The sequence below is a fragment of the Microbacterium azadirachtae genome, assembly GCF_000956545.1.
Taxonomy (GTDB): Bacteria; Actinomycetota; Actinomycetes; order Actinomycetales; family Microbacteriaceae; genus Microbacterium; species Microbacterium azadirachtae.
In genome coordinates, this window is record NZ_JYIT01000066.1 from 26,301 (window position 1) to 51,680 (window position 25,380).

General features: G+C 70.6%; 29 protein-coding genes. 8 read left to right on the forward strand and 21 right to left on the reverse strand.

Translation table 11 applies throughout. The features are described 5' to 3' along the window. Positions 1-106 precede the first annotated feature (106 nt). From hisH to RL72_RS05645, 4 genes are all read right to left on the reverse strand, one after another. Positions 107-757, reverse strand: a complete 651-nt coding sequence (hisH, locus tag RL72_RS05630; protein ID WP_045249842.1) for an imidazole glycerol phosphate synthase subunit HisH — start codon at positions 755-757, stop codon at positions 107-109. Next, positions 754-1,356, reverse strand: coding sequence for an imidazoleglycerol-phosphate dehydratase HisB (hisB, locus tag RL72_RS05635; RefSeq protein ID WP_045249843.1), 603 nt, complete (start codon positions 1,354-1,356; stop codon positions 754-756). The genes hisH and hisB overlap by 4 nt, the downstream gene beginning before the upstream one ends. Continuing rightward, positions 1,353-2,438, reverse strand: a complete 1,086-nt coding sequence (locus RL72_RS05640) for a histidinol-phosphate transaminase (protein ID WP_045249844.1) — start codon at positions 2,436-2,438, stop codon at positions 1,353-1,355. The genes hisB and RL72_RS05640 overlap by 4 nt, the downstream gene beginning before the upstream one ends. Before the next feature lie 119 nt (positions 2,439-2,557). Next, the gene (locus RL72_RS05645; RefSeq protein WP_045249845.1) at positions 2,558-2,914 is read right to left on the reverse strand and encodes a LysM peptidoglycan-binding domain-containing protein; all 357 of its coding nucleotides are present in this window, start codon (positions 2,912-2,914) and stop codon (positions 2,558-2,560) included. A 321-nt stretch (positions 2,915-3,235) separates the two neighbouring features. On the opposite strand from RL72_RS05645, the gene lexA reads away from it, so the two are divergent. Then, on the forward strand, positions 3,236-3,922 hold the full coding sequence (gene lexA / locus RL72_RS05650; RefSeq protein WP_045249846.1) for a transcriptional repressor LexA: 687 nt from the start codon (positions 3,236-3,238) through the stop codon (positions 3,920-3,922). A 60-nt stretch (positions 3,923-3,982) separates the two neighbouring features. Here lexA and metE read toward each other — a convergent pair whose 3' ends face one another. Together metE and RL72_RS05660 are read right to left on the reverse strand one after the other, a co-directional pair. Continuing rightward, on the reverse strand, positions 3,983-6,304 hold the full coding sequence (gene metE, locus RL72_RS05655; RefSeq protein ID WP_045249847.1) for a 5-methyltetrahydropteroyltriglutamate--homocysteine S-methyltransferase: 2,322 nt from the start codon (positions 6,302-6,304) through the stop codon (positions 3,983-3,985). 35 nt (positions 6,305-6,339) lie between these two features. Continuing rightward, positions 6,340-7,350 (reverse strand): methylenetetrahydrofolate reductase, encoded by a 1,011-nt coding sequence (locus tag RL72_RS05660; protein ID WP_045249848.1) that lies wholly within the window; start codon positions 7,348-7,350, stop codon positions 6,340-6,342. Positions 7,351-7,510: 160 nt separating this feature from the next. On the opposite strand from RL72_RS05660, the gene RL72_RS05665 reads away from it, so the two are divergent. Beyond that, positions 7,511-9,412, forward strand: coding sequence for a S9 family peptidase (locus RL72_RS05665; RefSeq protein ID WP_045249849.1), 1,902 nt, complete (start codon positions 7,511-7,513; stop codon positions 9,410-9,412). 27 nt (positions 9,413-9,439) lie between these two features. On the opposite strand, the gene smpB is transcribed toward RL72_RS05665, so the two are convergent. From smpB to prfB, 5 genes are all read right to left on the reverse strand, one after another. Continuing rightward, the gene (smpB, locus tag RL72_RS05670) at positions 9,440-9,916 is read right to left on the reverse strand and encodes an SsrA-binding protein SmpB (RefSeq protein WP_045249850.1); all 477 of its coding nucleotides are present in this window, start codon (positions 9,914-9,916) and stop codon (positions 9,440-9,442) included. A gap of 51 nt (positions 9,917-9,967) precedes the next feature. Then, on the reverse strand, positions 9,968-10,882 hold the full coding sequence (gene ftsX / locus RL72_RS05675; protein ID WP_045249851.1) for a permease-like cell division protein FtsX: 915 nt from the start codon (positions 10,880-10,882) through the stop codon (positions 9,968-9,970). After that, a complete protein-coding gene (gene ftsE, locus RL72_RS05680) occupies positions 10,879-11,859 on the reverse strand; it encodes a cell division ATP-binding protein FtsE (RefSeq protein WP_045249852.1) in 981 nt (326 codons plus the stop codon). The genes ftsX and ftsE overlap by 4 nt, the downstream gene beginning before the upstream one ends. A gap of 97 nt (positions 11,860-11,956) precedes the next feature. Beyond that, positions 11,957-12,583 carry a C40 family peptidase gene (locus RL72_RS05685; RefSeq protein ID WP_052674218.1) on the reverse strand — a complete coding sequence of 209 codons (627 nt, stop codon included), beginning with the start codon at positions 12,581-12,583 and terminating at the stop codon, positions 11,957-11,959. Positions 12,584-12,682: 99 nt separating this feature from the next. Continuing rightward, entirely contained in the window at positions 12,683-13,795 is a 1,113-nt protein-coding gene (gene prfB, locus RL72_RS05690) for a peptide chain release factor 2 (RefSeq protein ID WP_045249853.1), read from the reverse strand. Positions 13,796-13,823: 28 nt separating this feature from the next. Between prfB and RL72_RS05695 the strand changes: the two genes are divergently transcribed. Continuing rightward, the gene (locus RL72_RS05695) at positions 13,824-15,083 is read left to right on the forward strand and encodes an MFS transporter (protein ID WP_045249854.1); all 1,260 of its coding nucleotides are present in this window, start codon (positions 13,824-13,826) and stop codon (positions 15,081-15,083) included. Between the two features lie 79 nt (positions 15,084-15,162). Beyond that, a complete protein-coding gene (locus RL72_RS05700; protein ID WP_045249855.1) occupies positions 15,163-16,656 on the forward strand; it encodes a bifunctional phosphatase PAP2/diacylglycerol kinase family protein in 1,494 nt (497 codons plus the stop codon). Between the two features lie 31 nt (positions 16,657-16,687). On the opposite strand, the gene RL72_RS05705 is transcribed toward RL72_RS05700, so the two are convergent. From RL72_RS05705 to RL72_RS05735, 7 genes are all read right to left on the reverse strand, one after another. Beyond that, positions 16,688-17,095 (reverse strand): pilus assembly protein TadG-related protein, encoded by a 408-nt coding sequence (locus RL72_RS05705; RefSeq protein WP_045249887.1) that lies wholly within the window; start codon positions 17,093-17,095, stop codon positions 16,688-16,690. 65 nt (positions 17,096-17,160) lie between these two features. Then, positions 17,161-17,661, reverse strand: a complete 501-nt coding sequence (locus tag RL72_RS05710; protein WP_248700390.1) for a TadE family protein — start codon at positions 17,659-17,661, stop codon at positions 17,161-17,163. After that, a complete protein-coding gene (locus tag RL72_RS05715; RefSeq protein WP_045249856.1) occupies positions 17,627-18,016 on the reverse strand; it encodes a TadE/TadG family type IV pilus assembly protein in 390 nt (129 codons plus the stop codon). Before RL72_RS05715 ends, RL72_RS05710 begins: the two co-directional genes overlap by 35 nt. A 55-nt stretch (positions 18,017-18,071) precedes the next feature. Continuing rightward, complete coding sequence (locus RL72_RS05720) at positions 18,072-18,275, reverse strand: hypothetical protein (RefSeq protein WP_045249857.1); 204 nt, start codon at positions 18,273-18,275, stop codon at positions 18,072-18,074. Between the two features lie 35 nt (positions 18,276-18,310). Then, positions 18,311-19,237, reverse strand: coding sequence for a type II secretion system F family protein (locus tag RL72_RS05725; RefSeq protein ID WP_045249858.1), 927 nt, complete (start codon positions 19,235-19,237; stop codon positions 18,311-18,313). Continuing rightward, the gene (locus tag RL72_RS05730) at positions 19,234-20,088 is read right to left on the reverse strand and encodes a type II secretion system F family protein (protein WP_045249859.1); all 855 of its coding nucleotides are present in this window, start codon (positions 20,086-20,088) and stop codon (positions 19,234-19,236) included. Before RL72_RS05730 ends, RL72_RS05725 begins: the two co-directional genes overlap by 4 nt. Next, a complete protein-coding gene (locus RL72_RS05735; RefSeq protein ID WP_082072156.1) occupies positions 20,085-20,630 on the reverse strand; it encodes a CpaF/VirB11 family protein in 546 nt (181 codons plus the stop codon). Before RL72_RS05735 ends, RL72_RS05730 begins: the two co-directional genes overlap by 4 nt. A gap of 113 nt (positions 20,631-20,743) precedes the next feature. On the opposite strand from RL72_RS05735, the gene RL72_RS19100 reads away from it, so the two are divergent. Then, on the forward strand, positions 20,744-22,273 hold the full coding sequence (locus tag RL72_RS19100; protein ID WP_082072158.1) for a recombinase family protein: 1,530 nt from the start codon (positions 20,744-20,746) through the stop codon (positions 22,271-22,273). On the opposite strand, the gene RL72_RS19745 is transcribed toward RL72_RS19100, so the two are convergent. From RL72_RS19745 to RL72_RS19750, 3 genes are read right to left on the reverse strand one after another with little or no spacing between them, the layout of a single operon-like run. Continuing rightward, positions 22,270-22,710 carry a hypothetical protein gene (locus tag RL72_RS19745; RefSeq protein ID WP_156156716.1) on the reverse strand — a complete coding sequence of 147 codons (441 nt, stop codon included), beginning with the start codon at positions 22,708-22,710 and terminating at the stop codon, positions 22,270-22,272. The two genes, RL72_RS19100 and RL72_RS19745, sit on opposite strands and share 4 nt — an antisense overlap. Beyond that, complete coding sequence (locus tag RL72_RS05745) at positions 22,707-23,099, reverse strand: helix-turn-helix domain-containing protein (protein WP_045249860.1); 393 nt, start codon at positions 23,097-23,099, stop codon at positions 22,707-22,709. Before RL72_RS05745 ends, RL72_RS19745 begins: the two co-directional genes overlap by 4 nt. Further along, positions 23,077-23,505 (reverse strand): type II toxin-antitoxin system RelE/ParE family toxin, encoded by a 429-nt coding sequence (locus RL72_RS19750; protein ID WP_156156717.1) that lies wholly within the window; start codon positions 23,503-23,505, stop codon positions 23,077-23,079. Before RL72_RS19750 ends, RL72_RS05745 begins: the two co-directional genes overlap by 23 nt. A gap of 455 nt (positions 23,506-23,960) precedes the next feature. On the opposite strand from RL72_RS19750, the gene RL72_RS05755 reads away from it, so the two are divergent. From RL72_RS05755 to RL72_RS05765, 3 genes are all read left to right on the forward strand, one after another. Then, the gene (locus RL72_RS05755) at positions 23,961-24,197 is read left to right on the forward strand and encodes a MerR family transcriptional regulator (RefSeq protein WP_045249862.1); all 237 of its coding nucleotides are present in this window, start codon (positions 23,961-23,963) and stop codon (positions 24,195-24,197) included. Between the two features lie 115 nt (positions 24,198-24,312). Further along, the gene (locus RL72_RS05760; RefSeq protein WP_045249863.1) at positions 24,313-24,504 is read left to right on the forward strand and encodes a hypothetical protein; all 192 of its coding nucleotides are present in this window, start codon (positions 24,313-24,315) and stop codon (positions 24,502-24,504) included. Then, positions 24,501-25,358 carry a hypothetical protein gene (locus tag RL72_RS05765; RefSeq protein ID WP_045249864.1) on the forward strand — a complete coding sequence of 286 codons (858 nt, stop codon included), beginning with the start codon at positions 24,501-24,503 and terminating at the stop codon, positions 25,356-25,358. Before RL72_RS05760 ends, RL72_RS05765 begins: the two co-directional genes overlap by 4 nt. Positions 25,359-25,380 lie beyond the last annotated feature (22 nt).

Sequence of the window (25,380 nt, forward strand, 5' to 3'; positions counted from 1 at the left end):
CCTTCGGGTCACGATGCGCCGGCCCGCTGCGGGCGCGGCACGAGAGAAGAGAGTAGTCCGGGCGTCGACGGGGCACCAATCCCCCGCCGTCGCACGGCCCGGGTGTTCAGAGCGTCGAGATCCAGTTGCGCAGCAGCTGGATGCCGGCCTCTCCGGACTTCTCCGGGTGGAACTGCGTCGCCGAGAGCGGGCCGTTCTCCACCGCGGCGAGGAAGCGGGAGCCGTGCTCGGCCCAGGTCAGCCTCGGCTGCGGGAACGGCGGGATGACGTCGAGCTCCCACGACTGCGCGGCGAACGAATGCACGAAGTAGAACCGCTCGTGCTCGATGCCGCGGAACAGCACGCTGCCCGCATCGGGCTCGACGGTGTTCCAGCCCATGTGCGGCAGCACCGGGGCGTCGAGCTCGGTGACGACGCCGGGCCATTCACCGAGGCCGTCGACCTCCGCGCCGCGTTCCACTCCCCCTGCGAACAGCACCTGCATGCCGACGCAGATGCCCAGCACGGGGCGCCCGCCGGCCAGGCGGCGCTCGATGATCTCGTCGCCGTGGTGTGCGGCCAGGGCCTCACGGACCGCGGCGAAGGCACCCACGCCCGGCACCACGAGGCCGTCCGCTTCGAGCGCCGCGGTGCGGTCGCCCGTGAGCTCGGCGTCCGCGCCGGCGCGGATCAGGGCCTTCACCGCGGAGTGCACGTTGCCGGAGCCGTAGTCGAACACGGCCACGGTGGGGCGGCGCCCCTCGGCGGCGGCGGTCACAGTGCGCCCTTGGTCGAGGGCACCCCGACCACCAGCGGATCGAGCGCCTTGGCCTGGCGGAACGCCCGCGCGAACGCCTTGAACTCGGCCTCCGCGATGTGGTGCGGGTCGCGTCCGCTGATCACGCGCACGTGCACGGTGAGCGCGGCGTTGTAAGCGATCGCCTCGAAGACGTGCCGCACCAGGGATCCGGTGAAGTGACCGCCGATGAGGTGGTGCTCGTGGCCGGCGGGCTCGCCCTCGTGCACGAGGTACGGGCGTCCGGAGATGTCGACGACGGCCTGCACGAGCGCCTCGTCCAGCGGGACGAGCGCGTCGCCGTAGCGGGAGATGCCGGACTTGTCTCCGAGCGCCTCCCGGATCGCCTGTCCGAGCACGATCGCGACGTCCTCGACGGTGTGGTGCGCGTCGATGTGGGTGTCCCCCGAGGCGCGGACCGTGAGGTCGGTCAGCGAGTGCTTCGCGAACGCCGTGAGGAGGTGGTCGAAGAACGGCACCGAGGTGTCGATGTGGCTCTGCCCGGTGCCGTCGAGGTTCAGCTCGAGCTCGATCGTCGACTCGGACGTGGAGCGGGTGCGGCGGGCGGTGCGAGCGGTCATGAGGCCGATCCTATCGAGGCGAGCGCGTCCAGGAACGCGGTGGTCTCGGCCTCGGTGCCGGCCGTGACGCGGAGGTGGTTCGGGATCCCGACGTCGCGGATCAGCACGCCCTTGTCGTAGAGGGCGCGCCACGTCGCGGCGGGATCGGCGACCCCGCCGAACAGCACGAAGTTCGACCAGGAGCGGTGCGGCGCGTACCCCAGGGCCTCCAGGGTCGCCGTGATCCGATCCCGCTGAGCCACGATCTCATCGACCATCGCCAGCATGGTCGGTGCGTTGCGCAGCGCCGCGACGGCGGCCGCCTGCGTGAGAGCGCTCAGGTGGTACGGCAGGCGGACAAGCCGGAGCGCGTCGATGAAGGCGGGATCGGCGGCGAGATATCCGACGCGCGCGCCGGCGAAGGCGAAGGCCTTGCTCATGGTGCGCGAGACGGCGAGCCGCGGGCGGCCCTCGAGCAGCGTGAGGGCGGAGGGCGAGTCACGCGGGGCGAACTCCTGGTACGCCTCGTCGACGATCACGATCCCCCGGGCGGCCTCGTAGACCGCTTCGATCACGTCGAGCGGAAGGGGCGTGCCCGTGGGGTTGTTCGGCGCGCACAGCAGGATCACGTCGGGATCGTGCCGGCGTACCTGGGAGACCGCCTCGTCGACCGTGATCTCGTAATCCGGGTGCCGGGTGCCCGCGACCCAGGTCGCGCCGGTCCCCTGCGCGAGCAGCGGATACATCGAGTAGGTCGGGGCGAACCCGAAGACCGTGCGACCGGGGCCCGCGAACGCCTGAAGGATGTGCTGCAGCACCTCGTTGGAGCCGTTGCCCGCCCAGATGTTCGATGCGTCGAGATCGTGCCCGAGGTAGCCGGCGAAGGCCCGCCGAAGCTCGGTGAACTCGCGATCCGGGTAGCGGTTGACATCGCGCAGTGCGACGGCGATGTCGTCGAGGATGTCGCTGGCGACGTGCTCGGGCACCGGATGCGTGTTCTCGTTCACGTTGAGCGCCACGGGAAGCGGTGCCTGCGGTGCGCCGTACGGGCGCAGACCGCGGAGATCGTCACGGAGGGGTAAGTCGTCGAGCGAGACAGTCACCCTGCCATGCTAGGCGGCTCCGCTGTGCGCCGAGCACAGATGTCAGCGGTTGCTGAGCTCCGTCGAAGCACCGTTGCTGAGCTCCGTCGAAGCACGGTTGCTGAGCTCCTTGCGGGGGCTCAGCGGCCGGTGGCACCGTACCGGGCCGGGATCGCCAGGTGCTGACCGACTTCGATCACGCCGCCGTCGACCATGTTCAGCTTGGAGATCTCCGCGACCACGTCGCGCGGGTCGGCGTCGGGAGCGACCTCGCCGGCGATCGACCACAGCGTGTCGCCCGGCTGCACCGTGACGGTCGCGAAGCCGTCGCCCGCCGTGTGCTCGCCCGAGGCGAGGGCCGATCCGCCGCTGAGAGCCGCGAACGCGATCGCACCCGCGACAGGCAGCGCCACCAGCGCGGCCAGCACGCGTCGTCCGCGCGGGGTGATCCGCAGGCGCGTGGCGGTGACCGGACCGGCGAAGGTGATGCTGCTCATGGTGCTTCTCCTCTGTGTGGTGCGGGTCCGCCTCTCCCCGGATCCCGATCCTCTGTGTGACGATCTGGGGATCCGGGCCTCTGGAGAGGCGAACCTACGTTCCGAAACTACTTTCGAGTTCGAACATCTGTCAAGCGTTCTTCGAAATTCGGTTCACCCACTTCGCCGACACGCTCGAACAGATCTACCGATTCCGCCCCGATCTCGGATACGGTTTCGATACGAAGACCCCATCACGGACCACCGACATTCGAATCGCCGCCCGCGAGATCGGCTCGTTCGACCGGATCCGCGGGGCACGACGCACACGAAGGAGATGGCATGAGCGACGGCGCGACCCCCGGCTCCGAGGCCCCGCGGACGCGGCGCCGCAAGAGCCTCAGTGCGAAGCAGATGGCGATCCTCGAGGTCATCCAGACCTCGATCGCCCGGTACGGATACCCGCCGAGCATGCGCGAGATCGGCGACGCCGTCGGCCTCAAGTCCCTGAGCAGCGTGACCCATCAGCTCGGCCAGCTCGAGCTGAGCGGCTACCTCCGCCGCGATGCGGGCAAGACGCGCGCCATGGAGGTGCTGATCGACCTGCCAGGCACCTCCACGGAGAACCCCGCCGACACGACGCCCTCCGTGGGCGACGCCGCGCTGGTGCCGCTCGTGGGCCGGATCGCGGCCGGAGTCCCCATCACCGCGGAGCAGCAGGTCGAGGAGATCTTCCCGCTCCCCCGCCAGCTGGTCGGCAAGGGCGAGCTGTTCATGCTCAAGGTCTCCGGCGAGTCGATGATCGACGCGGCGATCTGCGACGGCGACTGGGTGGTCGTGCGCTCCCAGGGCACCGCGGAGAACGGCGAGATCGTCGCCGCCATGCTCGACGGCGAGGCCACGGTGAAGACCTTCCGGCGCCGCGACGGTCACGTGTGGCTGCTGCCCCGCAACAGCGCGTTCGAGCCCATCCTCGGCGACGACGCCACCGTGCTCGGCAAGGTCGTCGCGGTGCTGCGCGCCGTCTGACGCCCTCCCTCACGACGAAGCCCTCCCGGAGCGGATCCGGGAGGGCTTCGTCTTTTTCGCTCAGACGGCGACCGAGACGTCCTCACGGACGCGACGGGTCGCCTCCACGATGTTGCGCAGCGACGCGTTGGTCTCCTCGTAGCCGCGCGTCTTCAGACCGCAGTCCGGGTTGACCCAGAGCTGGCGCGTCGGGATCTCGGCGACCGCGCGGCGCAGGAGCGTCTCGACCTCCGCGGTCTCCGGCACACGCGGCGAGTGGATGTCGTAGACGCCCGGGCCGATGCCGTGGTCGAAGCCGGCCGCGGCGATGTCGGTCACGACCTCCATGCGGCTGCGCGCGGCCTCGATCGAGGTCACGTCGGCGTCGAGGGCGCGGATCGCGTCGATGACGACGCCGAACTCCGAGTAGCAGAGGTGCGTGTGCACCTGGGTCGCGATCTCGGCGCCCGCGGTGGAGAGCCGGAACGAGGCGACGGACCAATCCAGGTACGCGGGCTGGTCGGCCTTCTTGAGCGGCAGCAGCTCGCGCAGGGCGGGCTCGTCGACCTGGATCACGCCGATCCCGGCGGCCTCGAGGTCGGCGATCTCGTCGCGCAGCGCCAGCGCCACCTGGTTCGCCGTCTCGGCCAGGGGCTGGTCGTCGCGGACGAACGACCACGCGAGGATCGTCACCGGGCCGGTCAGCATGCCCTTCATCGGCTTCGCGGTGAGCGACTGGGCGTACTGCGACCAGGCGACCGTGATCGGAGCGGGACGCGACACGTCGCCCCAGAGGATGGACGGACGCGTGGCGCGGGATCCGTAGGACTGCACCCAGCCGTTCTCGGTGACGTCGAACCCGTCGAGGTTCTCGGCGAAGTACTGGACCATGTCGTTGCGCTCGGGCTCGCCGTGCACGAGCACGTCCAGCCCCAGCTCCTCCTGCAGCGCGACGACGCGGCCGATCTCGTCACGGAGGAAGCCGTCGTACTCCTCCGCCGTGATCTCGCCCTTCGTGAACTGCGCGCGTGCTCGGCGGATCTCGCCGGTCTGCGGGAAGGATCCGATCGTGGTGAGCGGCAGCGCCGGCAGATCCAGGGCGATCGACTGCGCCGCCACGCGGGCGTCGTAGTCGCCGCGGGTGAAGTCGGCCTCGGTCAGCGCCGCGGTGCGCGCACGGACGGCATCGACCCGCACGCCCGGGGCGCTCAGACGGTCGGCCAGGGCGGCCGAGGCGGCGTCGAGCTCGGCGCCGATCGCGGCACGCCCCTCGGCGAGACCGCGGGCGAGCGTCGTGATCTGCGCGACCTTCTGGTCGGCGAACGCGAGCCAGCTCACCAGGCGCGCGTCGAGCTTGGACTCGTCCTCGACGTCGTGCGGCACGTGCTGCAGCGAGGTCGAGGTCGAGGCGGAGACTCCGGCCGCCCCGAGGCCTCGCAGTACCTCGAGGGTGTCGAACGCCGCGGCGAGGTCGCCCCGCCAGATGTTGTGGCCGTCGATCACACCGCCGACGAGCACCTTGTCCGCAAGGCCGGGAACGGCCGCGGGCACGGTGCCGCGGACGAGGTCGAGACCGATCGCCTCGATCGGCGCGGCGGCCAGCACGGAGAGGTTGGCATCGAGGGCGGCATAGGGCGCCGCGACGAAGATCGCGGGGCGCTCGGCCAGTCCGCCGAGGACTGCGTAGGCGCGCGCCGCGGCGGCGCCCAGCTCCGCGACGGAAGCCGGCAGCGACTCGCTCACGAGGGCGGGCTCGTCCAGCTGCACCCACTCGGCACCCGCGGCCTTGAGCGCACCGAGCAGCTCCGCGTAGACCGGCACGAGGTCGTCGAGCCGGGACAGCGGGTCAAAGCCCTCCGGCGCCTCGTCTGCGGCCTTGGCCAGCGCGAGGAACGTGACAGGGCCGACGACCACGGGACGGGTGCGGAAGCCGGCGTCCGCCGCCTCCTGCACCTGGCGCACGATCCGGTCGCTGGAGAGCGAGAACACGGTTTCCGGACCGATCTCCGGCACGAGGTAGTGATAGTTCGTGTCGAACCACTTCGTCATCTCGAGCGGGGCGCGATCGCCCTCGCCGCGTGCGATCGTGAAGTACGCGGGCAGCCCGATCGTGCCGTCCTCGGCGCGCAGGTCCTCGAAGCGGGCCGGGATCGCACCCACGGTCACGGCGGCGTCGAGCACCTGGTCGTAGTACGAGAACGACTCGGGGATCGCGGAGTCGTTCTCGCCCAGCCCCTGTGCGGCGAGACGCTCGCGCGTGGCGGCGCGCAGCTCGGCGGCGGTGCGCTCGAGCTCGGCCTCGTCGATCCGTCCGGCCCAGAACGCCTCGACGGCCTTCTTGAGCTCGCGGCGGCGGCCGATGCGGGGGTAGCCCAGAACGGTGCCCTCGGGGAATGCGGTCATGACGGTCCTCTCTGACGGAAGGGGGAAGATGCGGCTCAGCGCCGGCCTGTGGGCACCGCGGGTCGCCGGTCGACATGGCGGGACGCCGGAGGCGCCGCGTCGAGCACCCCTGCTTCCTCGAGCACGTCGAGCACGGTGCGGTGCTGGTTGAACGCGTACAGGTGCACGCCGGGTGCGCCGCCGTCGACGAGCTCGCGCACGAGCGCGGCCGCCTGGGCGACGCCGATCTCGGTGCGCCCCTCGGTGGTCGGCTCGACCTCGAGGGCGATCGACAGCTCGGCCGGGAGCTCCTCACCGCTGAGCTCCAGCACGCGACGGAGCCGGGCGGGCGAGGTGATCGGCATGATGCCGGGCAGGATCGGGATCGTGACGCCGGCACGACGCGCGCGCTCGACGAAGGCGAAGTAGTCGTCGGGGTGGAAGAAGAGCTGGGTGATCGCGAGGGTGGCCCCCGCCGCCTGCTTCGCGAGCAGCGCGTCGATGTCCTGATTGCGATACGTGGAGCGCGGGTGCCCGTTCGGGTAGGCGGCCACGGCGATGTTCACCTTGCGACGCGGCGTGACCTGCACCGCCCCGGGAACGCCGGGGATCGGCCTCTCCTGATACGGCGCACGCTCCGCCTGTGCGCGGTCGATCAGCTGCACCAGCTGTGCCGAGCTCTCCAGATCCCCCAGGAACGGCTCGCTCTCGCCCAGCGGCGGATCGCCGCGGAGCGCGAGGAAGCTGAGGATCCCGGCGTCGAGGAACTCCCGGATCAACCGGGACGCGCCCGCATAGGTGCTGCCGACGCAGGTGAGGTGCGCGAGCGGCTCGACCGCGGTCTGCTCGCGGATGTAGCGCAGCACGTCCAGCGACCGGCCGCCCACGGAGCCGCCGGCACCATAGGTTACCGAGATGAAGCGCGGCGACACGGAGGCCAGCTTCTGGATCGTCTCGTGAAGCGCCTCGACCGGCGCGGGGGTGCGCGGCGGGTACAGCTCGAAGGAGATCGGCACGCGCGGCGAGACGGCCCCGGTCGGGGCGAACGGCGGCACGTCGAAGGACATCTCTCTCCAGCATCGGGGCGGTCCCCCCACGCTAGGCGGCGCCGGGGTCGCACGCATTCTCTGTTTCACCATGTGTCGGGTCCCGGTTCCGCCCCCTGTCGGGTCCCGCCGTGCCGGGTCGGCGCGGCTCGCCGACGACCGGCTCTTCTAGGCTCGAGACATGAGCGCTGCATACGGTTCCTGGCCCTCCCCGCTGTCCGCCGCCGCCCTCGCCGCGGCCGGCATCCGGATCGACGGCGCGCAGTACGCCGCGGGCGACATCTGGTGGAGCGAGTCGGTGCCTGCCGAGCGCGGACGCATGCGCGTGCTCCGGCAGGATGCGGACGGACCGGCTCAGGAGGTGCTCCCCGCTCCCTGGAACGCGCGCTCGCGCGTGCACGAGTACGGAGGCGGCGCGTGGACGGTGGCCGACGACGGGACGCTGTTCTTCGTGGACGGCGACGACCAGCGCGTGCACCGATGGGATCCGGGCGCCGACGTCCCGGTGCCGCTGACCGCCGCCGGCGCGCAGTACGGCGGCCTGCGCCTGCAGCAGGGGCGCCTCTTCGCGGTCCGGGAGGATCTGCGCCCGACACCCCACGAGCGGGCGATCGCCGAGATCCCCGTCGACGGCTCGGCGGCGGATGACGACGCCGCGGTCCGCCGGATCCGCTCCGGCAGCGGCTTCTTCGCCCATCCAGCGCTCTCCCCGGACGGCACCCGGCTCGCGTTCGTCGAGTGGGGCGAGACGCGCATGCCGTGGGAGGCGGCGATCGGGGTCGTCGCGAACCTCGCCGACGGCGCGCACAGCGCGATCCCGGCCAGGGCCGCGTTGCAGCCCGAGTGGATCTCCGACGACGAGCTGCTGTTCGCCGACGACGCGACGGGACGCTGGAACCTGCATCGCGCGCGCATCGGCGTGCAGCCCGAGCCGCCCGCTCCGGCGCCGCCGGCGGTCACGCGGCCGTTCGCCCTCGCCGACGCCGACACGGGCGGCGGTCTCTGGGTGCTCGGCCAGCGCTGGTTCCGGATCCTGGACGACGGGCGGATCCTCGCGATCCGGACGAACGGCTCGGACACGCTGGCGCTGCTGGATCCGGACGGCGCGCTGCTGCGCGAACTCGACGTGCCGTTCGACGCCGACCTCAGCCTCGAGGACACGCACGGATCGCGTGTGCTCATCACCGGGCAGGGCCGCCGGGTCACCCCCGGTCTCTGGGAGCTCGACGTCGACGCCGGCGTCGCGCGCACGATCCGCGGCGGCGACCCCGTCGATCCGGCGTGGGTGCCCGGCGCGCGGTCCGTCACGTTCGACGGACCGCACGGGCCCGTGCACGCGTTCGATCACGCCCCGGCGAACCCCCACGTCGACGCGGACCCAGACGCCCTCCCGCCGTACATCGTGCAGGTGCACGGCGGTCCCACCGCGCATTCGGCGGGCGCGCAGGCGGGCTGGATCACCTACTTCACGAGTCGCGGCATCGGCGTCCTCGACGTGAACTACGGCGGATCGACGGGCTACGGCCGCGACTACCGCGCGCGGCTGGACGGGCAGTGGGGCGTCGTCGACGTGGACGACGTGCTCGCCGCGGCACAGGGGCTCGCCGACGCCGGCATCGCGGATCCGGCGCGCATCGCCATCCGCGGCGGGTCAGCGGGCGGCTGGACCGTGCTGTCGGCGCTGGTCCGCGGAGGCGTGTTCGCGGCCGGGATCGACCGCTACGGCGTCGCCGACCTGCGCCTGCTCGCGCAGGAGACGCACGACTTCGAACGCCACTACCTCGACGGGCTCGTCGGCCCGTTGCCCGAGGCCGAGCAGACGTACATCGACCGCTCGCCGCTGACCCACGCGGACCGCATCGACGTGCCCGTGCTCATCCTGCAGGGGGCGGACGACGCGGTGGTCCCACCCTCGCAGTCCGAGGCGATCCGCGACGCGCTGGCGGCACGTGGGGTGCGGCACGAATACCTGCTGTTCCCGGGCGAGGGCCACGGATTCCGGCAGGCCGACACCGTCATCGCAGCGGCCGAGGCGGAGCTGCGTTTCCTCGGGTCGGTGTTCGGGTTCGAGCCGACGCCCTGACCCATCACTCCGGCGGAAGAACCGGCGTCACTCCCCGACGCGGTTGCGCAGGCGCATGGCGCGCTCCGCCTCGCGGGAGTCCTGGCGCTCGCGCAGGGTCTGCCGCTTGTCGTACTCGCGCTTGCCCTTGGCCAGTGCGATCTCGACCTTGGCCCGTCCGTCGGAGAAGTACAGCCGCAGCGGGATGAGCGTGTAGCCGCCTGCGGACACCGCATGCGAGAGCTTCGCGATCTCCTCCTTGTGCAGCAGGAGCTTGCGGATCCGCTTGGCCGAATGGTTCGTCCAGTGTCCCTGCGAGTACTCGGGGATGTGCACGGCGTCGAGGAACGCCTCGTTGCCCTTGATGAAGGCGTATCCGTCGGTCAGATTCGCACGCCCCTGGCGCAGCGACTTCACCTCGGTGCCCGTGAGCACGAGTCCCGCCTCGTACGACTTCTCGAGGTTGTAGTCGTGACGTGCGCGACGATTGGTCGCGACGACCTTCTCCCCGCGTTCCCTGGGCATGGCGATCTCCTGATTCTGCGCCGCGCGGGCGCACGGCAGCCTGTCAGCTTATCAGGCGCGGAGCCAGCGGCGGATCGCGAAGCCGGCGCTGAGCGCGGCGAGGATCACGCCGATGCCGATGAGCACGGGCACCACGAGCAGCGCCTCGTTGAACCCCACCCACGTGGTCACGAATCCGACCGTCTTGGCGAGGTACTCCTGCACGCCGAACTTCACGCCCAGCAGCACGGCCGCGCTCGCGAGCACGGATCCGATCACGGCCGCGAACACGCCCTCGAGCACGAACGGCGTCTGGATGAAGCGGTTCGAGGCGCCGACGAGACGCATGATCCCGATCTCGCGCCGTCGGGCATAGGCGGACAGGCGGATGGTGGTGCCGATCAGCAGCACGGCAGCGATCAGCATGAGCACCGCGATGCCCACGGCGATGTAGGTCGCGACCGTGAGCGCGCGGAACAGCGGATCCAGATACTCCAGCTGGTCCTTCACCTCGTCCACGCCCTTGAGCCCGCTGAACGCCTCGGCGAGGACCGCCGACTGCGTCTGGTCCTTGAGGTTGACCTTGAAGACGGCGCTGACCTGGTCGGGCGTGAGCACGCCCGCGTAGTCCTTGCCGACGAGCTTCAGGGTCTCCTGGTAGGCCTCATCCGCGGTCTGGAAGGAGCTCTTCGAGATCAGGGGCTTGAGCGTGGGGCCATCGAGATCCGCCTGCACGGCCTTGATCTGGTCCTCCGTGGCGACGCCGTCGACGCACCCCGGAGACGTGGACACCGAGGAGCACATGTAGATCGCGACCTGGGCGCGGTCCTGCCAGTAGGCGCGCATGGTGCCGATCTGCGCCTGCATGAGGATGGCCGCCCCCACGAACGTGAGCGAGACGAACGTCACGAGCACGACGGAGATGACCATGGATGCGTTGCGGCGGAGGCCCGTGAGCGCTTCGCCGAGGATGAGTCCGAACCTCATGACACCGGCCCCACTTCTTCGTCGTCACCGGTATCGAGTCCGAGCCGATCCGCCACGCCGAGCTCGGCGACGTCGATGGCGGGAAGCGTGATCGGGTGCGTCGCGGGACGCGCCTCGTCGGCGGGCTTCACCGTCGGCCGAGCGGGAGCCTGCGGCTCAGGAGCGGGCGCGGGTGCGGGAACGGGCTCCGCGATCGCGGCCTCGGTCTCGCGATGCACCTCGCGCACCGTCTGCAGCGCGGCCGTCGCGGCCGCGCCACGGATCGCCTCGGGCTCGAGGCGCGGCACGTTGGACGTGTCGCCGTATCCGCCGCCGACTTCGTCGCGCACCATCTCGCCGTCGCGCAGCTCGATCACGCGGCGCTGCATCTGATCGACGAACGCGGCCTCGTGCGTGGCCATGAGCACCGTGGTTCCGCCGGCGTTGATGCGCGCCAGGAGCTGCATGATGTCGACGGACGTGCCGGGGTCGAGGTTCCCGGTCGGCTCGTCGGCGAGCACGATCTGCGGGCGGTTCACGATCGCGCGGGCGATCGCCACGCGCTGCTGCTCTCCACCGGAAAGCTCGTGCGGAAGCCGCTTCTCCTTGCCGCTCAGACCGACGAGAGCGAGCGCCTCGGGCACCGCCTGCTGGATGAAGCCGCGCGACGCGCCCGTCACCTGCAGGGTGAAGGCGACGTTCTGGTACACGGTCTTCGACGGCAGCAGGCGGAAGTCCTGGAAGACGGATCCGATGCTGCGGCGGAAGTAGGGGACCTTGCGGTTCGCGATGGACTTGAGGTCGCGGCCCAGCACGGCGACACGGCCGGACGTGGGCGACTCCTCCCGGAGGATGAGCTGCAGGCAGGAACTCTTCCCGGATCCCGACGCGCCGACGAGGAAGACGAACTCGCCTCGCTGCACCTCGAAATCGACCCCGGAGAGCGCGGGACGCTTGGTGCCGCGATAGCGCTTGGTGACGTTCTCGAATCGGATCATGGCGTGTCGAGCCTAAGCGGGCACCGCGCGCAGTCGGCGAGCGACACCCCACGGCGGCGGGTTCCGGGCTATGAGGTGGCTGGGATCCCGTGCCGGATCAGAGCCGGATGAAGATCGGCGGCCCGGAGCTCGCCCACGGAGCGTGGTGCTCGACGTAGCGCCCCCAGTCGGGCGAGTCGATGATGCCGCCCGCGCCGTCCCAGATGCCGATGTGCCGCCCGGGCCACCACACCAGGTCGCCTGCCCGCGCCTCGTCGGCGGAGATGACGGTGCCGAGCGCCGCCTGGTTGTCGGCGCCACGCGGCAGGCTGATGCCGAAGTGGCCGAACACGTACTGCACCAGGCCGTCGCAGCCGAAGGAGTCGCTCGGATCCGCGCCCCAGCCGTAGGGCACCACGCCGACGAACGTCTGGGCGTACGCGACGACGGCTTCGCCCGAATACGACTGCGCGGCCGCGGCCGGCGCGGCCGCGGTGGCGGCCGGAGCGGGATCCGCCACTGGGGCGGGAGCCGGAGGGGTGTAGACGTCGAAGGCGGCGCGGGCCGTGACCGGCTCCTGCGCGACGGAGGCGACCGTGTAGTGCTGCGGGTCGACCACCAGCGACACGGCACGGCGAGGCGTGGTGACGTCGGCCGGGGCGAAGGCGAACGCGGCCGTCGCCGCGAGCGGAACGATCAGTGCCGCGATGGCGCAGCCGGCTGCCGTCTTCCGTGTCACAGTCATCGGGATTCTCCGTGTCACAGTCATCGGAAGACCACCTTACGGGCTGGGCCCCCGGACGTCACCTGGGAAGCCTCTGACCGTGGCCGGGTCCGGAAGGGCTCAGTCGTCGTCGTCCTTGCGCTTGCGCCAGCGGATCCCCGCGGAGATGAAGCCGTCGAGGTCGCCGTCGAAGACCGTCGTCGGGTTGCCCGACTCGTGGCCGGTCCGCAGGTCCTTCACGAGCTGCTGACCGTAGAGGAAGTAGGAACGCATCTGGTCGCCCCAGCTCGCCGTGATGTTGCCGGCGAGCTCCTTCTTCTTCGCCGCCTCCTCCTCCTTCTGCAGCAGCAGCAGGCGGGTCTGCAGCACGCGCATGGCGGCGGCGCGGTTCTGGATCTGCGACTTCTCGTTCTGCATCGAGACGACGATGCCGGTCGGAAGGTGGGTGATGCGCACGGCCGAGTCCGTGGTGTTGACCGACTGGCCGCCGGGACCCGAGGAGCGGAAGACGTCGACGCGGATGTCGCCCTCGGGGATGTCGACCTCGGTCGCCTCCTCCATGAGCGGGATGACCTCGACCGCGGCGAACGAGGTCTGGCGCTTGTCGGCCGATCCGAACGGGCTGATCCGGGCGAGACGGTGCGTTCCCGCCTCGACCGAGAGCGTGCCGAACGCGTAGGGGGCGTCGACCTCGAAGGTCGTGGACTTGATGCCCGCGCCCTCGGCGTAGGACGTGTCCATGACCTTGACCGGGTACTTGTGCCGCTCCGCCCAGCGCAGATACATGCGCAGCAGCATCTCGGCGAAGTCGGTGGCGTCGTCGCCGCCGGCGCCCGAGCGGATCGTGACGATCGCGGCGCGCTCGTCGTACTCGCCGTCGAGCAGGGTCTGCACCTCGAGCTGGCTGATGGTGTCGGTGAGGCTGGCGAGCTCGGCGCGCGCCTCGGCGGCGGAGTCCTCGTCCTCCATCTCGTTGGCGAGGTCGATGAGCACCTCGAGGTCGTCGAGGCGCTGCTCGACCTCGGTCACGCGCTTGAGCTCGGCCTGACGGTGGCTGAGGGCGCTGGTCACCTTCTGCGCCTTCTCCGGGTCGTCCCAGAGGTCGGGCGCGCCGGCCTCCTCGCTGAGGCGTTCGATGGCGGCGCGGAGCCCTTCGACGTCGACGACCTCGCGGATGTCGCCGAAGGTCTGACGGAGGGCCGCGATTTCGGCGGAGAGATCAAGTTCGAGCATGGCGCTACCAGACTACCGTGGAGGCGTGATGGTTCGAGCGTCGTCGGTGCTGTGGAAGTTCGGTCCGATGGTGTACCTGCCCACACTCCTGTTCTCGCTCGGCGAAGGCGCCGTGGTGCCGCTGATCCCGGTGATCGCGGCGAGCAGGGGGGCGACCCTCGCCTCGGCCGGCCTCATCGCGTCGGCGCTGGTCGTGGGCCAGCTGTGCGGCAACATCCCCGCGGGCTGGCTGGTCTCCCGGGTCGGCGAGCGGTACACGATGGTGATCGCGGGCGTCCTGTCGCTGATCGGCGTGATCGCGGGAGCGCTGGCGCCGAGTCTCGTAGTCTTCACCGTCGCCGTGTTCGTGGTCGGCATGTCGGCGGCCGCGTTCGGGCTCGCCCGCCACGCGTTCATGACGACCAGGGTGCCGCTCGAGTTCCGCGCCCGCGCCCTGTCGCTGCTGGGCGGATCCTTCCGCGCCGGCATGTTCGTGGGCCCGTTCCTGGCCGCCGTGCTGCTGGCCGTGTTCCACACCGAGAACGCCGCGCTGTGGTTCTTCTCGGTCTGCCTCGTCGCCCTCGTGCTGCTCGTGCTGTTCGGGCCGGATCCGGAGGCCCAGGCGGCGGCCGCCGACCGCGAGCCGGCGGAGGTCGAGGACACCGGCGAGGCGGTGAGCGGCTCGATCCCCACCGTCGAGCGCGCCGGTGTGTTCCGCACGATGTGGCGCAACCGCGGCGTGCTCTCGCGTCTGGGCCTCGCGGCGGCGAGCCTGTCGGCGGTCCGCTCCGCCCGCCAGGTCGTGCTGCCGCTGTGGGGCGTGTCGATCGGGCTGGACGCCTCGTCGATCGCGCTCGTGGTGGGCGTCTCCGGGGCGATCGACTTCGCCCTCTTCTATGCGAGCGGTCAGGTGATGGACCGGTTCGGGCGGCTCTGGGCGGCGTTGCCGGCGATGGTGCTGATGGGGCTGGGCTTCCTCACCCTCTCGCTCACGCACGACGCCGACACCCGGGTGCTCTGGTTCGGCATGATCGCTGCGGTGCTCGGCGTCGGGAACGGGCTGTCGAGCGGGATCCTGCTCACGCTCGGCGCCGACGTCGCCCCGCAGTCCGAGCCGGCCGCGTTCCTCGGATCGTGGCGCACGCTCACCGACGCCGGCGGGGCGGTCGCACCCCTGCTGTTCTCGGGGATCGCGGCGATCAGCTCGCTCGCGATCGGAGCGGCCGCGATGGGCGCCATCGGGATCCTGGGCGCGGTCGGGTTCCTGCGCTTCATCCCCCGGTTCGTTCCGCGCCGGCCCCTGCCGTAGGGCGCCGGCCCCCTGCCGTCGTTGCCCGGGGCCCGCTCCCCCAGAGCCTCTTCGCTAACGTGGATCGAGGAGGTGTCCGATGGCACGCAGGAAGACCACGCGCCCGGTCCGCGGCGCGGCCGCCGAGGTCCGGGAGCAGGTGCACGCCCTGGACGCGGCGGTGTTCTCCGCCGTGGCCACGACGCCGAGCCCGATCCTGGACCGCTGGATGCCCCGGCTCACGAACGCCGCCGACCACTCGGTGCTCTGGCTGGCGATCGCCGGCGGCCTGTACCTGACCGGACGCAGCCGTGCACGGCGCGCCGGTCTGCGCGGCGTCGTGACGCTCGGGGCGACGAGCCTCATCGCGAACCAGCTCGCCAAGCGCCTGCATCACCGCGAGCGCCCGATCCGGTCGCTCGTGCCGATCGGCCGACTGTCCCGCAGGACGCCGATCTCGTCCTCGTTCCCGAGCGGCCATTCCGCCAGCGCGGCCGCCTTCGCGGCGGGCGTCACGGCCGAGCTTCCGGCGGCGGGCGTGCCGCTCCAGGTGCTCGCCGGGCTGGTGGGCTTCTCCCGTGTCGCGACCGGCGCGCACTACCCCTCCGACGTCGCGGCGGGTCTCGTGCTGGGCAGCACGGTGGCGGCCATCGGCCGGCGGCTCGTGCCGCCCGTGCCGCCGCCCTCGGTGCCGGCACCCCGCGAGCTGGACCAGCTGCCCCCGCGCCCCCGCGGCGAGGGCGTGACGCTCGTCGTCAATCCCGCGTCTCACAGCGGGCGCGGCGCCGCGCTCACCCGTACCCTGCGGCGAGCGCTGCCCGCGATGAGGGTCGTCGAGCTGCGCGGGTCGGACGACGTCGAGGCCGTGATGCGCCGAGCGGCCGCCGCAGCCGAGGTGCTCGCGGTCGCCGGGGGCGACGGCACGGTCGCGACGGCCGCGCAGGCGGCGATCGAGAGGGATCTGCCGCTCGCGGTGTTCCCCGGCGGGACGTTCAATCACTTCGCCCGCACGATCGGCGCCGACAGCGCGCGGCACACGGTGCAGGCCATCCGGCGCGGCACCGCGACGAAGGTGGACGTCGCGTATCTGAACGACAGGATCTTCCTCAACACGGCGAGCGTGGGCGCGTACACCGACTTCGTGCGGATCCGTGAGGGTCTGGAGAAGCGGATCGGCAAGCCGCTCGCGGCGCTGGCCGCCGGCTGGCGCTCGATGCGCAAGGACCGTGCGGTCTCGGTGACGGTCGACGGCACGACGCGGGAGTCGAGCCTATTGTTCATCGGGAACGGGCAGTATGAGCCGCACGGCTTCGCGCCGAATGTGCGGGAGGACCTTCAGGACGGGTTGATCGACGTGCGGATCCTGGACGTGTCCGACCGCTGGTCGCGCTTCGTCGTCCTGCTCGCCACCCTCACCGGCCAGCTGGCTCGGGTGAAGCAGTACCACGAGGTGTCCGCTCCCGAGTTCGAGATCGGCCTGCCGGGCGGGTCGGAGCGCATCGCACGCGACGGCGAGGTGGGCGAGGAAGGCGACGTGCTGCGGGTCAGGGCCGTGCGCCGCGCGTTGACGGTGTACCGGCCGCGCCGCGGCTGAGACCGCGGTGATCGCCACTGGCGTGGCGAACTCACTCGAGTGCGGTGCGGCTCGTGCCCGTGGCCTGGATCGTGACCATCGACGGCACGAGGTCGCTGAGCAGCGGCGGCGTCCACGTCGTCCGCACCGTCACCCGCGCGGAGAGCCCGTCGGGACTGTCCGCCGAGACCAATTCCGTGCCGTCGTCGAGCACCGCGACCACCGCGGCGGCCTGATCCGCGACCTCCGCGTCCTCGAGCTCCGCATGGACCGCGGCACCCTCGACCTGCAGCCGGAAGCCGTCCGCCCCGGCGAGCGCTGCGGCATCCGCGACCGAGTCGAGGCGCTTCTGCGCGATGTACAGATCCGTCGCGCACACGCAGACGTAGATCAGCGCGATCGCGAGCACCAGGTACCCGAGCACGAGCGGCAGCGTGCTCCCCCTGTCGTCTGCACCCACCGGACGAGCCTGCGAGCGTCCCGCCCCGCGGTCGGTCACCCGCTGCCGCGCCCACGCCCCGCCGTTCATCCGCCGGTCCACGTGCGCGAGACCTTGTACGCGGACGACGCCTGAACCGGGACGGTGCCCATCCGGTCCAGCCCGAAGACCGACGGCACGAGCGGCAGAGGGACCTTCGCCGTGACGGTGACCACGACGGTCGCGCCGGCGGACGGGCACCCTGCCCCCTCCGGGGCGCATCTGATGGTCACCTGGACGGATCCCGGATCCATCCCGTACTCCTCGATCGCAGACTGCACGGTGGCGTCGGCGCGGGCTGCGGCGTCCCCCTCGTCGGAGGCGCCGCTCATGGTGCGGGCCGCATGCCGGGCGGCCGATTCGACGCCCAGCAGCTGCCCCTGGATCGCGCCGAGGGCGAGCACGAGATAGACGAGCGGTACGAGCAGGACCACGCCGAGCCCGATGAACTCCAGGGCTGCGGATCCCTGATCCCCGCCGAGCGGACCCCGTTCCGGCGTCGCGCCCCGTGGTTCAGGGACCTGCCGTGAGCGACTCCACAGGAGCACGACCGGTCACCTCCCAGGCCGAAGGCACCCCGAGCAGGCCGAACACCGGCAGTGTCGTCCGCACGCTGACCTCCATGGTGGGAACGCCGAGGGCCGTCGTCTCGCGCACGCGCACGTCTCGTGCGTACTCGCTCCCCACCGCCCGGCCGATCACCTGCACGGTGCGCTGCGTCCCCTCCGTCGGTGCCGTGTCGGCGAGGGCCGCCACATGCGCCCCCTCGACCGCGGCGTCGTGCACGACGTTGCGCACATAGACCGCGAGGGCGAACTGCACGACCGCGAGGGTGAGCACGGTCAGCAGTGCGCCGACCAGCACGAACTCGACCGGGCTGGATCCCCGATCGAGCCCCCGCATGTCCGTCTCCCCGCGGCCCCCGCGGATCGGCTCCCTCCGACTCCGGCTCATCAGCTCAGAGCCCGCTCACACGCGCGATGGCCTGCTCGAACAGGTTCGTGAGGGCGGGCCCGGCCAGGGCCCAGATCAGCACGACGAGTCCCGCCGTCATCAGTGTGATGAGTACCCAGCCGGGAACGTCGCCGCGTTCCGGATCGTCCGTCGAGCCGAGGGAGGGATCCTGGCGGGCGGGCGCGGCGTGCGCTCGATCTGCGAACATCGGGGTTTCCTTTCGTGGATGCGACCAGTGCGGCATCAGCCGATGCCGAGCCGCAGGATGAAGACGCCGGGGAAGACGGCGAACAGGACGCTGAGGGGAAGGATGAGGAAGACCAGGGGCAGCAGCATGAGGATCTCCTTGCGGCCGGCCTGTTCGATCAGGCTGCGCTTGGTCTCCTCGCGCGCATCCGATGCCTGCGCCTGGAGCACCGCGGCGAGCGGCGCGCCCCGCTCCAGCGCCGCGACGATCTGGTCCACGGCACGCGTGAGCGGCGCGATCTGCACGCGGCGCGCACAGTCGCCGAGCGCCTCGCCGAGCGAGGATCCTGTGTTCACGGCGAGGATGACCCCGCGCAGTTCGCCGCTGAGCTCGCCCGATCCGGCCGCGCCCACCCGGCGGAGCGCCTCGGGCAGCCCCTCCCCTGCGGACAGGCATAGGGCCAGGAACTCCAGCACGGTCGGCAGCTCCTCCCGGATCCGGTCGACGCGCGCCCTCGCCCGGGTGCTCAGCAGCACGTCGCAGCAGACTCCGGCGATGACCGCGGTCAGCACGGGAAGCAGCACCGCCGACACGGAAAGGCGGCCGGCCACGACGAAGAGGATCGTCCCTGCCGCGCCCGCGCCGAGCCCGAGAAGCACCCAGATCAGCTGACGACTGCGGAATGCCGCGGATCCGCCCGACAGACCCGCCTGAGCCATCCGCAGAGCGACGCCGGCGTCGCCTCCGCCGAAGAGCCCGAACACGCCCTTGATCCTCGACGCCCACGATCCCCCGATCGGCATCCGCCAGGGCAGACGCGCCGTCGATCCGGCAAGATCGGCGACGTCGCGCAGGTGAGGCGCGATACGCGCGCTGAGATCGGCCGAGCGCCAGCTCGGGAACGCCGCGAGCGCGAGGAGGAGACCGGCGGCGAGCGCGCCGCCGAGCAGCACGGCGAGCGCGAGACCCGACAGGAGGCTCATCGGAACCACCTCCGAGGCTCCGGCAGCCGGCCGATCCGCAGCATGATCCGGAACGCGACGAACGACACCGCCGCCCCGCCGAGGATCAGGATGACTCCCTCCGGGCTCGTGTACGCCTCCGCCCCCTCGGGACGCAGCAGGAGGAGCACCAGGATCACCCACGGCGCGACCGCCCCCAGGACTGCGGCGCCGCGGATCCAGGACTGGCGCGCCTCCACCTCCGCCCGCAGTGCCGCCTCCGCGCGCACCGACCCCGACAGCGCCCGCAGGACGCCGCTGAGTTCGGTGCCGCCGACCTCGCGTGCCATCCGCATCGTCTCGATGATCCGATCGCCCACCGGGTCGGCGAGCGCCTCCTTGAGGTCCGCGGAGGCCGCGTCGAAGCGTCCGGTGGCGTGCAGGTCGCGAGCGAACGCCGCGAACGCGGGGCGCAGCGGCCCCGGTGCCGCCTCCTCGAGCGCGGCGACCGCGTCGGGCAGCGGCATGCCCACGCGGATCGAGGCGATGAGCAGATCGCATACGTCGGGCCACAGCCCGCGCCGCAGGCGGAGCAGGCGATGCCGCCGCGCGCGCAGGAATGCGACGGGCGCCGCTGCGCCCCCGATGGTCACCACCACCGCGAACGCTGCCGCCCCGGTGACCAGCCACGCGACCGACCCCGCCACGAGGCCGCCCGCGGCCACCGCGACGAGGAGCACCCGGGCGTCGGCGCGGAGCCCCGCCTCGCGCAGGAGCCGCGTCGCCGCACCGGCACGCGGCGTCCGCACTCGGCGCGCGCCCGCAGGCCACAGCCACGGGGAGGCGGTCAGAACGACGCCCATCGCGAGCAGAGCCCCCACGAGCAGGGTCACCGGCCGACCCCCGACGCAGGCCCACCGGCGAAGAGGACCCGGTGACCGATCCGTCCGTCCGCGTCCGCGGCGGCGGGGCTGATCACCTCGACGACCCGGCGCGCCCCGTCGGCGTCCCTCCCGCAGTGCACCACGAGGTCGACGGACGCCGCCACCGCCGGCGCGATGAACGCTCGATCGATGTTGCGGCCGGCGAGCAGCGGCAGCAGGGACAGCTTCTCGAGCGCCTCGGCGGCGGAGTTCGCATGCACAGTCGCTGCTCCTGGCACGCCGGTGTTGAGCGCGAGCACGAGATCGAGCGCTTCGGCGTCGCGCACCTCGCCGATGACGAGCCGGTCCGGCCGCATCCGCAGGGCCTCCTTGACCAGCCTCCGCAGCGTGATCTCCCCTGTGCCCTCGAGGCTCGCCTGGCGTCCCTGGAGGGCGACGAGATCGGGGGCCTGCACGCCGAGTTCGAACGTCTCCTCGACCGTGATCACCCGCTGATCCGCGCACTCGGCCACGAGAGCCGCCAGGAGCGTCGTCTTGCCGAAACCTCGCATTATGCCTCCCCTCGCCGTAAAATTGAAGTAGGGCCGGGAGGCACGGCCCAGACGCAAGCGGCCCGCCCGGTGCGCCAACACCGAACGGGCCTGACCACCGAGGAGTGAACTCGATGACCACCAAGAACCCTACGCGGCCACGAGCGGCGATCTACTGTCGCATCAGCGACGACAAGGACGGAGAAGCCCGGGGCGTCGCACGACAGGAACGCGACTGCCGGGCGCTCGCTGAACGACTTGGGTATGACCTCTCCGAAGATCTCGTGTTCATCGAGAACGACATCAGCGCGAGCACACGATCACGGAAGCCGCGCCCGCTCTACGACCAGATGATCGAGGCCGCGAAAATCGGCGAGATTCAGGCGATCATCGCCTACTCGACCAGTCGGATCACGCGCCGTGTGCGCGAACTCCTCGACCTGATCGACCTTGTGGAGCGTCACGGCACCAAGATCCACACGCTGGCATCAGGAGACCTCGACCTCGGCACATCGGCCGGCCGAGGACTCGCGATCACGCTTTCGGCCTGGGACGCCCGCGAAGCTGAGGAGATCGGCGATCGCGTGAAGCGCGCGAAAGCTCAGGCCGTCGAGCAGGGTAGATGGAGGGGCGGACCGCGGCCGTACGGATTCGAGTTCGACGGCACCACGATCCGCGAGGAAGAAGCCGAGATCATCCGATGGGCCTCCCGGCAGCTACTGGAGGGGCGCTCGATCCGCGCTCTCGTGCACGAGCTGAACGAGCGCGGCGTCCCTTCGACGAGCGGCAAGGAGTGGAAGACGAACGCGCTTCGTGGCGTGGTTCTACGCCCGAGGAATGCGGGCCTCATCTCGACCGGCCAGCGCTCGCACGGCAACTTCAAGATCCACGAGCAGAAGGCCGTGTGGGATCCGATCGTTACCGAGGAGGTCTGGCGGGCTGTGGAGGACAAGCTCACCCACCCCGACCGCGCGACCAACGGCGGTAAGTCCTCGCTCACGTGGCTCGGCTCCGGCGTCTATCGCTGCGGAGTCGTGGACCCCGACACTGGCAAGGCGTGCGGGGCTCCGCTCCGCGTCGCTCGGAAGGGCAACACGCCCTCGGACCCGTCGCCGTCACGCTGGTTCTACCGCTGCCCCGACCAGGCGCACCTTGCGATCGCTCAGCCACAGCTTGACGCCTACGTGCTCGGCGTCGTGGCCGATGTCATCCGCGATCCGCGCATCATCGACGCGCTGACCCCGAAGGGCGTTGACCTCGAACCCGACCGGCAGGCTGTCGCCGTCCTCCGTCAGCGCCTGCGCCGCACGGATCTGGACTACGACAACGACCTGATCGACGGCCAGCGCCACCGCGTGAAGACCGCGAAGCTCAACGCGGAGATCGCCGTCATCGAGAAGCGCATGGCCCACGCGACCCAGCGGAGCACGTCGAGCCCGATCCTCTCGGCAGCCGACCCCGGGGCGGCGCTCCTCGCGGCTCCCGTCGATATCCAGCGCGCGGTGCTCGCGACCGTCGTGCGCGTGAGCGTGTCCCAGAGCCGCCCCGAGGCACGAGGCAAGCGACTCAACGACGACCTGCTGCGCGAGCGGGTGAGCATCGAGCCCGCGGAGCCGGAGGGCGTTGCCGCCCGACCCGAAGTCTTGCTCAGTGGCCTGTCCTAATTGCTCTCGGGTGCTGCTTCCTCGGCCTGTGAATCATCACTCGCACGCACAAGCTCATTCATCTCCGGATCCGGAGCCTTGCGCGGTAGTTCCACTCCGATGTCAGTGATGGCCGCCGTCGATCGGAATGCGATACGGGCTACGTCGTAGAGGGCTTCCAGCGCGTCCGACTTCTTCAGCAGCTTCTTGAACTTCTCGGTCCCCGGCTCGGCTTCTGCTGGGTAACCCATCAGACAAGCAACAGTGACTTCCGCGAAACCGTTGGATGCACCCGCATGAATCGTGCCGAAAACGATGCGGCCCAGATCATCCTCGTCCCGTTCGGGGGCGTAACCGACGAGCCAATTGAGGTGCGGTTTCTCAACTGGTCGTCGTACAGAGCTGACGTCGATCACTTCCGGGCTGAGCAAGGTGAGCGCGGGCTTAGCTGCGCTCATCGGCCGCGCACCATTCTGTAGCCCGAAGTCGGGTCGCTCTCGCGTCGCGTATGCGGCTCGTGCATCGAAGAGTTCTGCGACCAGGCACGGTACTTCGCCATATCGATGGGTTCGCGGACGACATCAGCGACCGGCAGGTCGCAGTCGAGCTTCAGTTTCGCGCCCAGCGCGTGCAGAGTCGCAGCAAGATTGCGGACCGTTATGTTTCGGTCACCCCGGAGTCTCTCGGTTACCTCGCTACGGGTCACGTTCAAGGCTCGAGCAAGGTCTGCACGACTCATACCGCTGGTCTCGAGTGCGTGCGCGATGAGCTCCGATGCGTCCACCATTGCCGCCTCTTCGGCGTATACCGCACGGTACTGCGGGTCATCGGTTGGGAACAGCCCCATCAGCTTCTCCTTCGATATCGCCATCCCAGAAGATGGCGAACGCCTTCTTGGCGTTCTTGACAACCTGCCTGTCGCTTCCCTTCCGGTCACCGTGGGTGATGTACCAACGGCCTTGGAAGCGTACGAGGTAGAGGCGGAGTCCGCCCTGGTTGTGGGTCTTTAGTTCGTGCACCTCGGCACCCCGGTCCATGGGGTCCTTGGCTGCGATGTGTCGCATGTTCTCAGGCGACTTGATGTGATGGCCGTCTCTCAGCCACTCAAGGTATCGCTGGAACTTCGCCTGATCTCGGGCCTGAAGCGATCGGATGAACTCATCGCCTTCGTCCTCTCCCTTGGCGTTACTGACCGTGAAGATTGCGTCACTGCCGTCGAACACCGGTGTTGGTGTCACACCTTGTTCGGTCATAACTTTACACACATTCGTCGATGAAGTCGCTGGAAGTCTGCCCCGACAGTACCGGTAACCGGACAACAAGCGACATCCAGTAGCACGCATCAACTCACCCTCTTGGGCCACGTGCCCCGCAGACGCCGTGAAATCTCGCCATGCTGCGAGGGTGTGCGGATGCTGGTTTGCGGTGCCACACGGGCCGCACGGAGGCGGAAAGACGGTGCAAACCGGCATCCGTGCACCCTCGCGGCATGGCGCGCAATCCCGTAAAATTGTCATATCGCTGAACGGGCCGTCAGGCCACGTTCGGCGGGCCTCACACGAGGCGAGCGCTGGCCCTCTCCGCAGAGCGAGAGGGACGGAGGCCGAGGGACCGCACCCGTCGTCGAGACGGTCGAGCGAAGCGAACTGGCTGCCGATACGAGACCAACAGCGGGCGTGTGTCACTTCGATCCGAAGGGCACGCCATCATGGCTTTCCTCACCCGGGCGGAACTCGCCGCCCACTTCAACAAGTCCGAGCGGACGATCTACCTGTGGCACGACCGCGGGCTGATCGACGGCTACGACGATCACGGCACGATCAAGTACAACCTCGAAGCCGTCGAGCTCGCGATGAAGCTGAATCCGCGCGCGATGCGCGACGGACGCAAGCGCGGCACCAACGGCGTCGTCAAGCCCATGCCGATCACGGCGGTGCCCGAATGAGCGCCGCGCCTCAGGCCGCTCCGGCCGCCTCTCCTCCCTCCATCACCCTCACCGACGCACAGTGCGCCCGCGTGGCCGCTCTGCTGTCCCTCGGGCGGCCCGCAGGCGGTGCCTCATGAGCGCCGGCGAGGACGAGGCCGAGCTGGTCCGTCGCATCAAGGCTGAGGAGATCATCACCTACCGGCGCGCACGCGGCCCCTTGACCCCGAAGGAGCAGGCCGAGGGAGCGGAAGCCCTGCGCGAGTTCCAGGAGCGCGTGGCCTCGGGCTGGTACGACGAACCGAGCGACGAGGAGGCGCTGTCATGAGCGAACGAATCGACGGGGCGGTGTCGCCGTCGTACTCGCAACTCGACACCGCCGTGATCCTGTGGGCGACGTACCTCCACCTCGGAGGCCGGACGCTGAGCCTGACCATGATCGTTGACGCCTGGATCGATGCTCTCAAGGCCGCGGGCTTCCCGAAGGCGCGCAAGGCTTGGGAGGGATACGGCTCGAGCACCCGCACGTTGCCGCTCGTGATCGATATCCCGTGTCCGTTCGAGCACCGCACCCCGGACCGACGCAACTTCGCGCACGTGCGGATGATCGTCGAGGACACGGCCTGGCTGAGCGTCGATCCGGACTCACCGTGCGAGTACTGCACCCCGGACGTCATAGAGCGGCTGCTGCTGACGTGTCCGCGCTGTGAAGCGGACGAGAACAGCCCGCGACATCGCCCAGGGCACGGGCTCCGACACTCATTCGATCCCAGGCTCGGCGTGGTCGGCTCCACGGCGCCGATTTCCTTCGTCCTGGACGCGTTCCTGCGCCTCCAGGTCGAGGCTGAGGCGACGGCCTGGCTGCAGGCCCCCGACGCGGCGTTGGCGTGGTGGGTTCAGGTGAACGACGACACGTTGCTCACCGCCTCGGAGGTCCTTGCCGAGCGCCGAGAGTGGGCGCGAGGAATCCTCGGTGCGGCTCCGAGGAAGGTCGTAGCGTCGTCCGGCGCGGCGGCGATGACCGAGGATGAGGCCGTGACCTGGCTGGACAAGAACGAGATCCCGCCGACGGCCAGCCAGCGCGAGGCATGGCGGCTGTCCGCTGGCCTGCCTGGCCGTCCTGCGAAGAACACGATTGAGGCCGCCCAGACCCGCCGCAAGCGCGGTGCTACGGAGGCTTAGCGCCCTGCCCTGCCCATGCCCT

Excerpts from the sequence above, each read along its gene's own strand:
- hisB (WP_045249843.1), bottom strand. The coding sequence starts at position 1,356 with ATGACCGCTCGCACCGCCCGCCGCACCCGCTCCACGTCCGAGTCGACG.
- RL72_RS05645 (WP_045249845.1), bottom strand. The coding sequence starts at position 2,914 with ATGAGCAGCATCACCTTCGCCGGTCCGGTCACCGCCACGCGCCTGCGG.
- lexA (WP_045249846.1), top strand. The coding sequence starts at position 3,236 with ATGAGCGACGGCGCGACCCCCGGCTCCGAGGCCCCGCGGACGCGGCGC.
- metE (WP_045249847.1), bottom strand. The coding sequence starts at position 6,304 with ATGACCGCATTCCCCGAGGGCACCGTTCTGGGCTACCCCCGCATCGGC.
- RL72_RS05660 (WP_045249848.1), bottom strand. The coding sequence starts at position 7,350 with ATGTCCTTCGACGTGCCGCCGTTCGCCCCGACCGGGGCCGTCTCGCCG.
- RL72_RS05665 (WP_045249849.1), top strand. The coding sequence starts at position 7,511 with ATGAGCGCTGCATACGGTTCCTGGCCCTCCCCGCTGTCCGCCGCCGCC.
- smpB (WP_045249850.1), bottom strand. The coding sequence starts at position 9,916 with ATGCCCAGGGAACGCGGGGAGAAGGTCGTCGCGACCAATCGTCGCGCA.
- ftsX (WP_045249851.1), bottom strand. The coding sequence starts at position 10,882 with ATGAGGTTCGGACTCATCCTCGGCGAAGCGCTCACGGGCCTCCGCCGC.
- ftsE (WP_045249852.1), bottom strand. The coding sequence starts at position 11,859 with ATGATCCGATTCGAGAACGTCACCAAGCGCTATCGCGGCACCAAGCGT.
- RL72_RS05685 (WP_052674218.1), bottom strand. The coding sequence starts at position 12,583 with ATGACTGTGACACGGAAGACGGCAGCCGGCTGCGCCATCGCGGCACTG.
- prfB (WP_045249853.1), bottom strand. The coding sequence starts at position 13,795 with ATGCTCGAACTTGATCTCTCCGCCGAAATCGCGGCCCTCCGTCAGACC.
- RL72_RS05695 (WP_045249854.1), top strand. The coding sequence starts at position 13,824 with ATGGTTCGAGCGTCGTCGGTGCTGTGGAAGTTCGGTCCGATGGTGTAC.
- RL72_RS05700 (WP_045249855.1), top strand. The coding sequence starts at position 15,163 with ATGGCACGCAGGAAGACCACGCGCCCGGTCCGCGGCGCGGCCGCCGAG.
- RL72_RS05715 (WP_045249856.1), bottom strand. The coding sequence starts at position 18,016 with ATGCGGGGGCTCGATCGGGGATCCAGCCCGGTCGAGTTCGTGCTGGTC.
- RL72_RS05720 (WP_045249857.1), bottom strand. The coding sequence starts at position 18,275 with ATGTTCGCAGATCGAGCGCACGCCGCGCCCGCCCGCCAGGATCCCTCC.
- RL72_RS05725 (WP_045249858.1), bottom strand. The coding sequence starts at position 19,237 with ATGAGCCTCCTGTCGGGTCTCGCGCTCGCCGTGCTGCTCGGCGGCGCG.
- RL72_RS05735 (WP_082072156.1), bottom strand. The coding sequence starts at position 20,630 with ATGCGAGGTTTCGGCAAGACGACGCTCCTGGCGGCTCTCGTGGCCGAG.
- RL72_RS19100 (WP_082072158.1), top strand. The coding sequence starts at position 20,744 with ATGACCACCAAGAACCCTACGCGGCCACGAGCGGCGATCTACTGTCGC.
- RL72_RS19745 (WP_156156716.1), bottom strand. The coding sequence starts at position 22,710 with ATGAGCGCAGCTAAGCCCGCGCTCACCTTGCTCAGCCCGGAAGTGATC.
- RL72_RS05745 (WP_045249860.1), bottom strand. The coding sequence starts at position 23,099 with ATGGGGCTGTTCCCAACCGATGACCCGCAGTACCGTGCGGTATACGCC.
- RL72_RS19750 (WP_156156717.1), bottom strand. The coding sequence starts at position 23,505 with ATGACCGAACAAGGTGTGACACCAACACCGGTGTTCGACGGCAGTGAC.
- RL72_RS05755 (WP_045249862.1), top strand. The coding sequence starts at position 23,961 with ATGGCTTTCCTCACCCGGGCGGAACTCGCCGCCCACTTCAACAAGTCC.
- RL72_RS05760 (WP_045249863.1), top strand. The coding sequence starts at position 24,313 with ATGAGCGCCGGCGAGGACGAGGCCGAGCTGGTCCGTCGCATCAAGGCT.
- RL72_RS05765 (WP_045249864.1), top strand. The coding sequence starts at position 24,501 with ATGAGCGAACGAATCGACGGGGCGGTGTCGCCGTCGTACTCGCAACTC.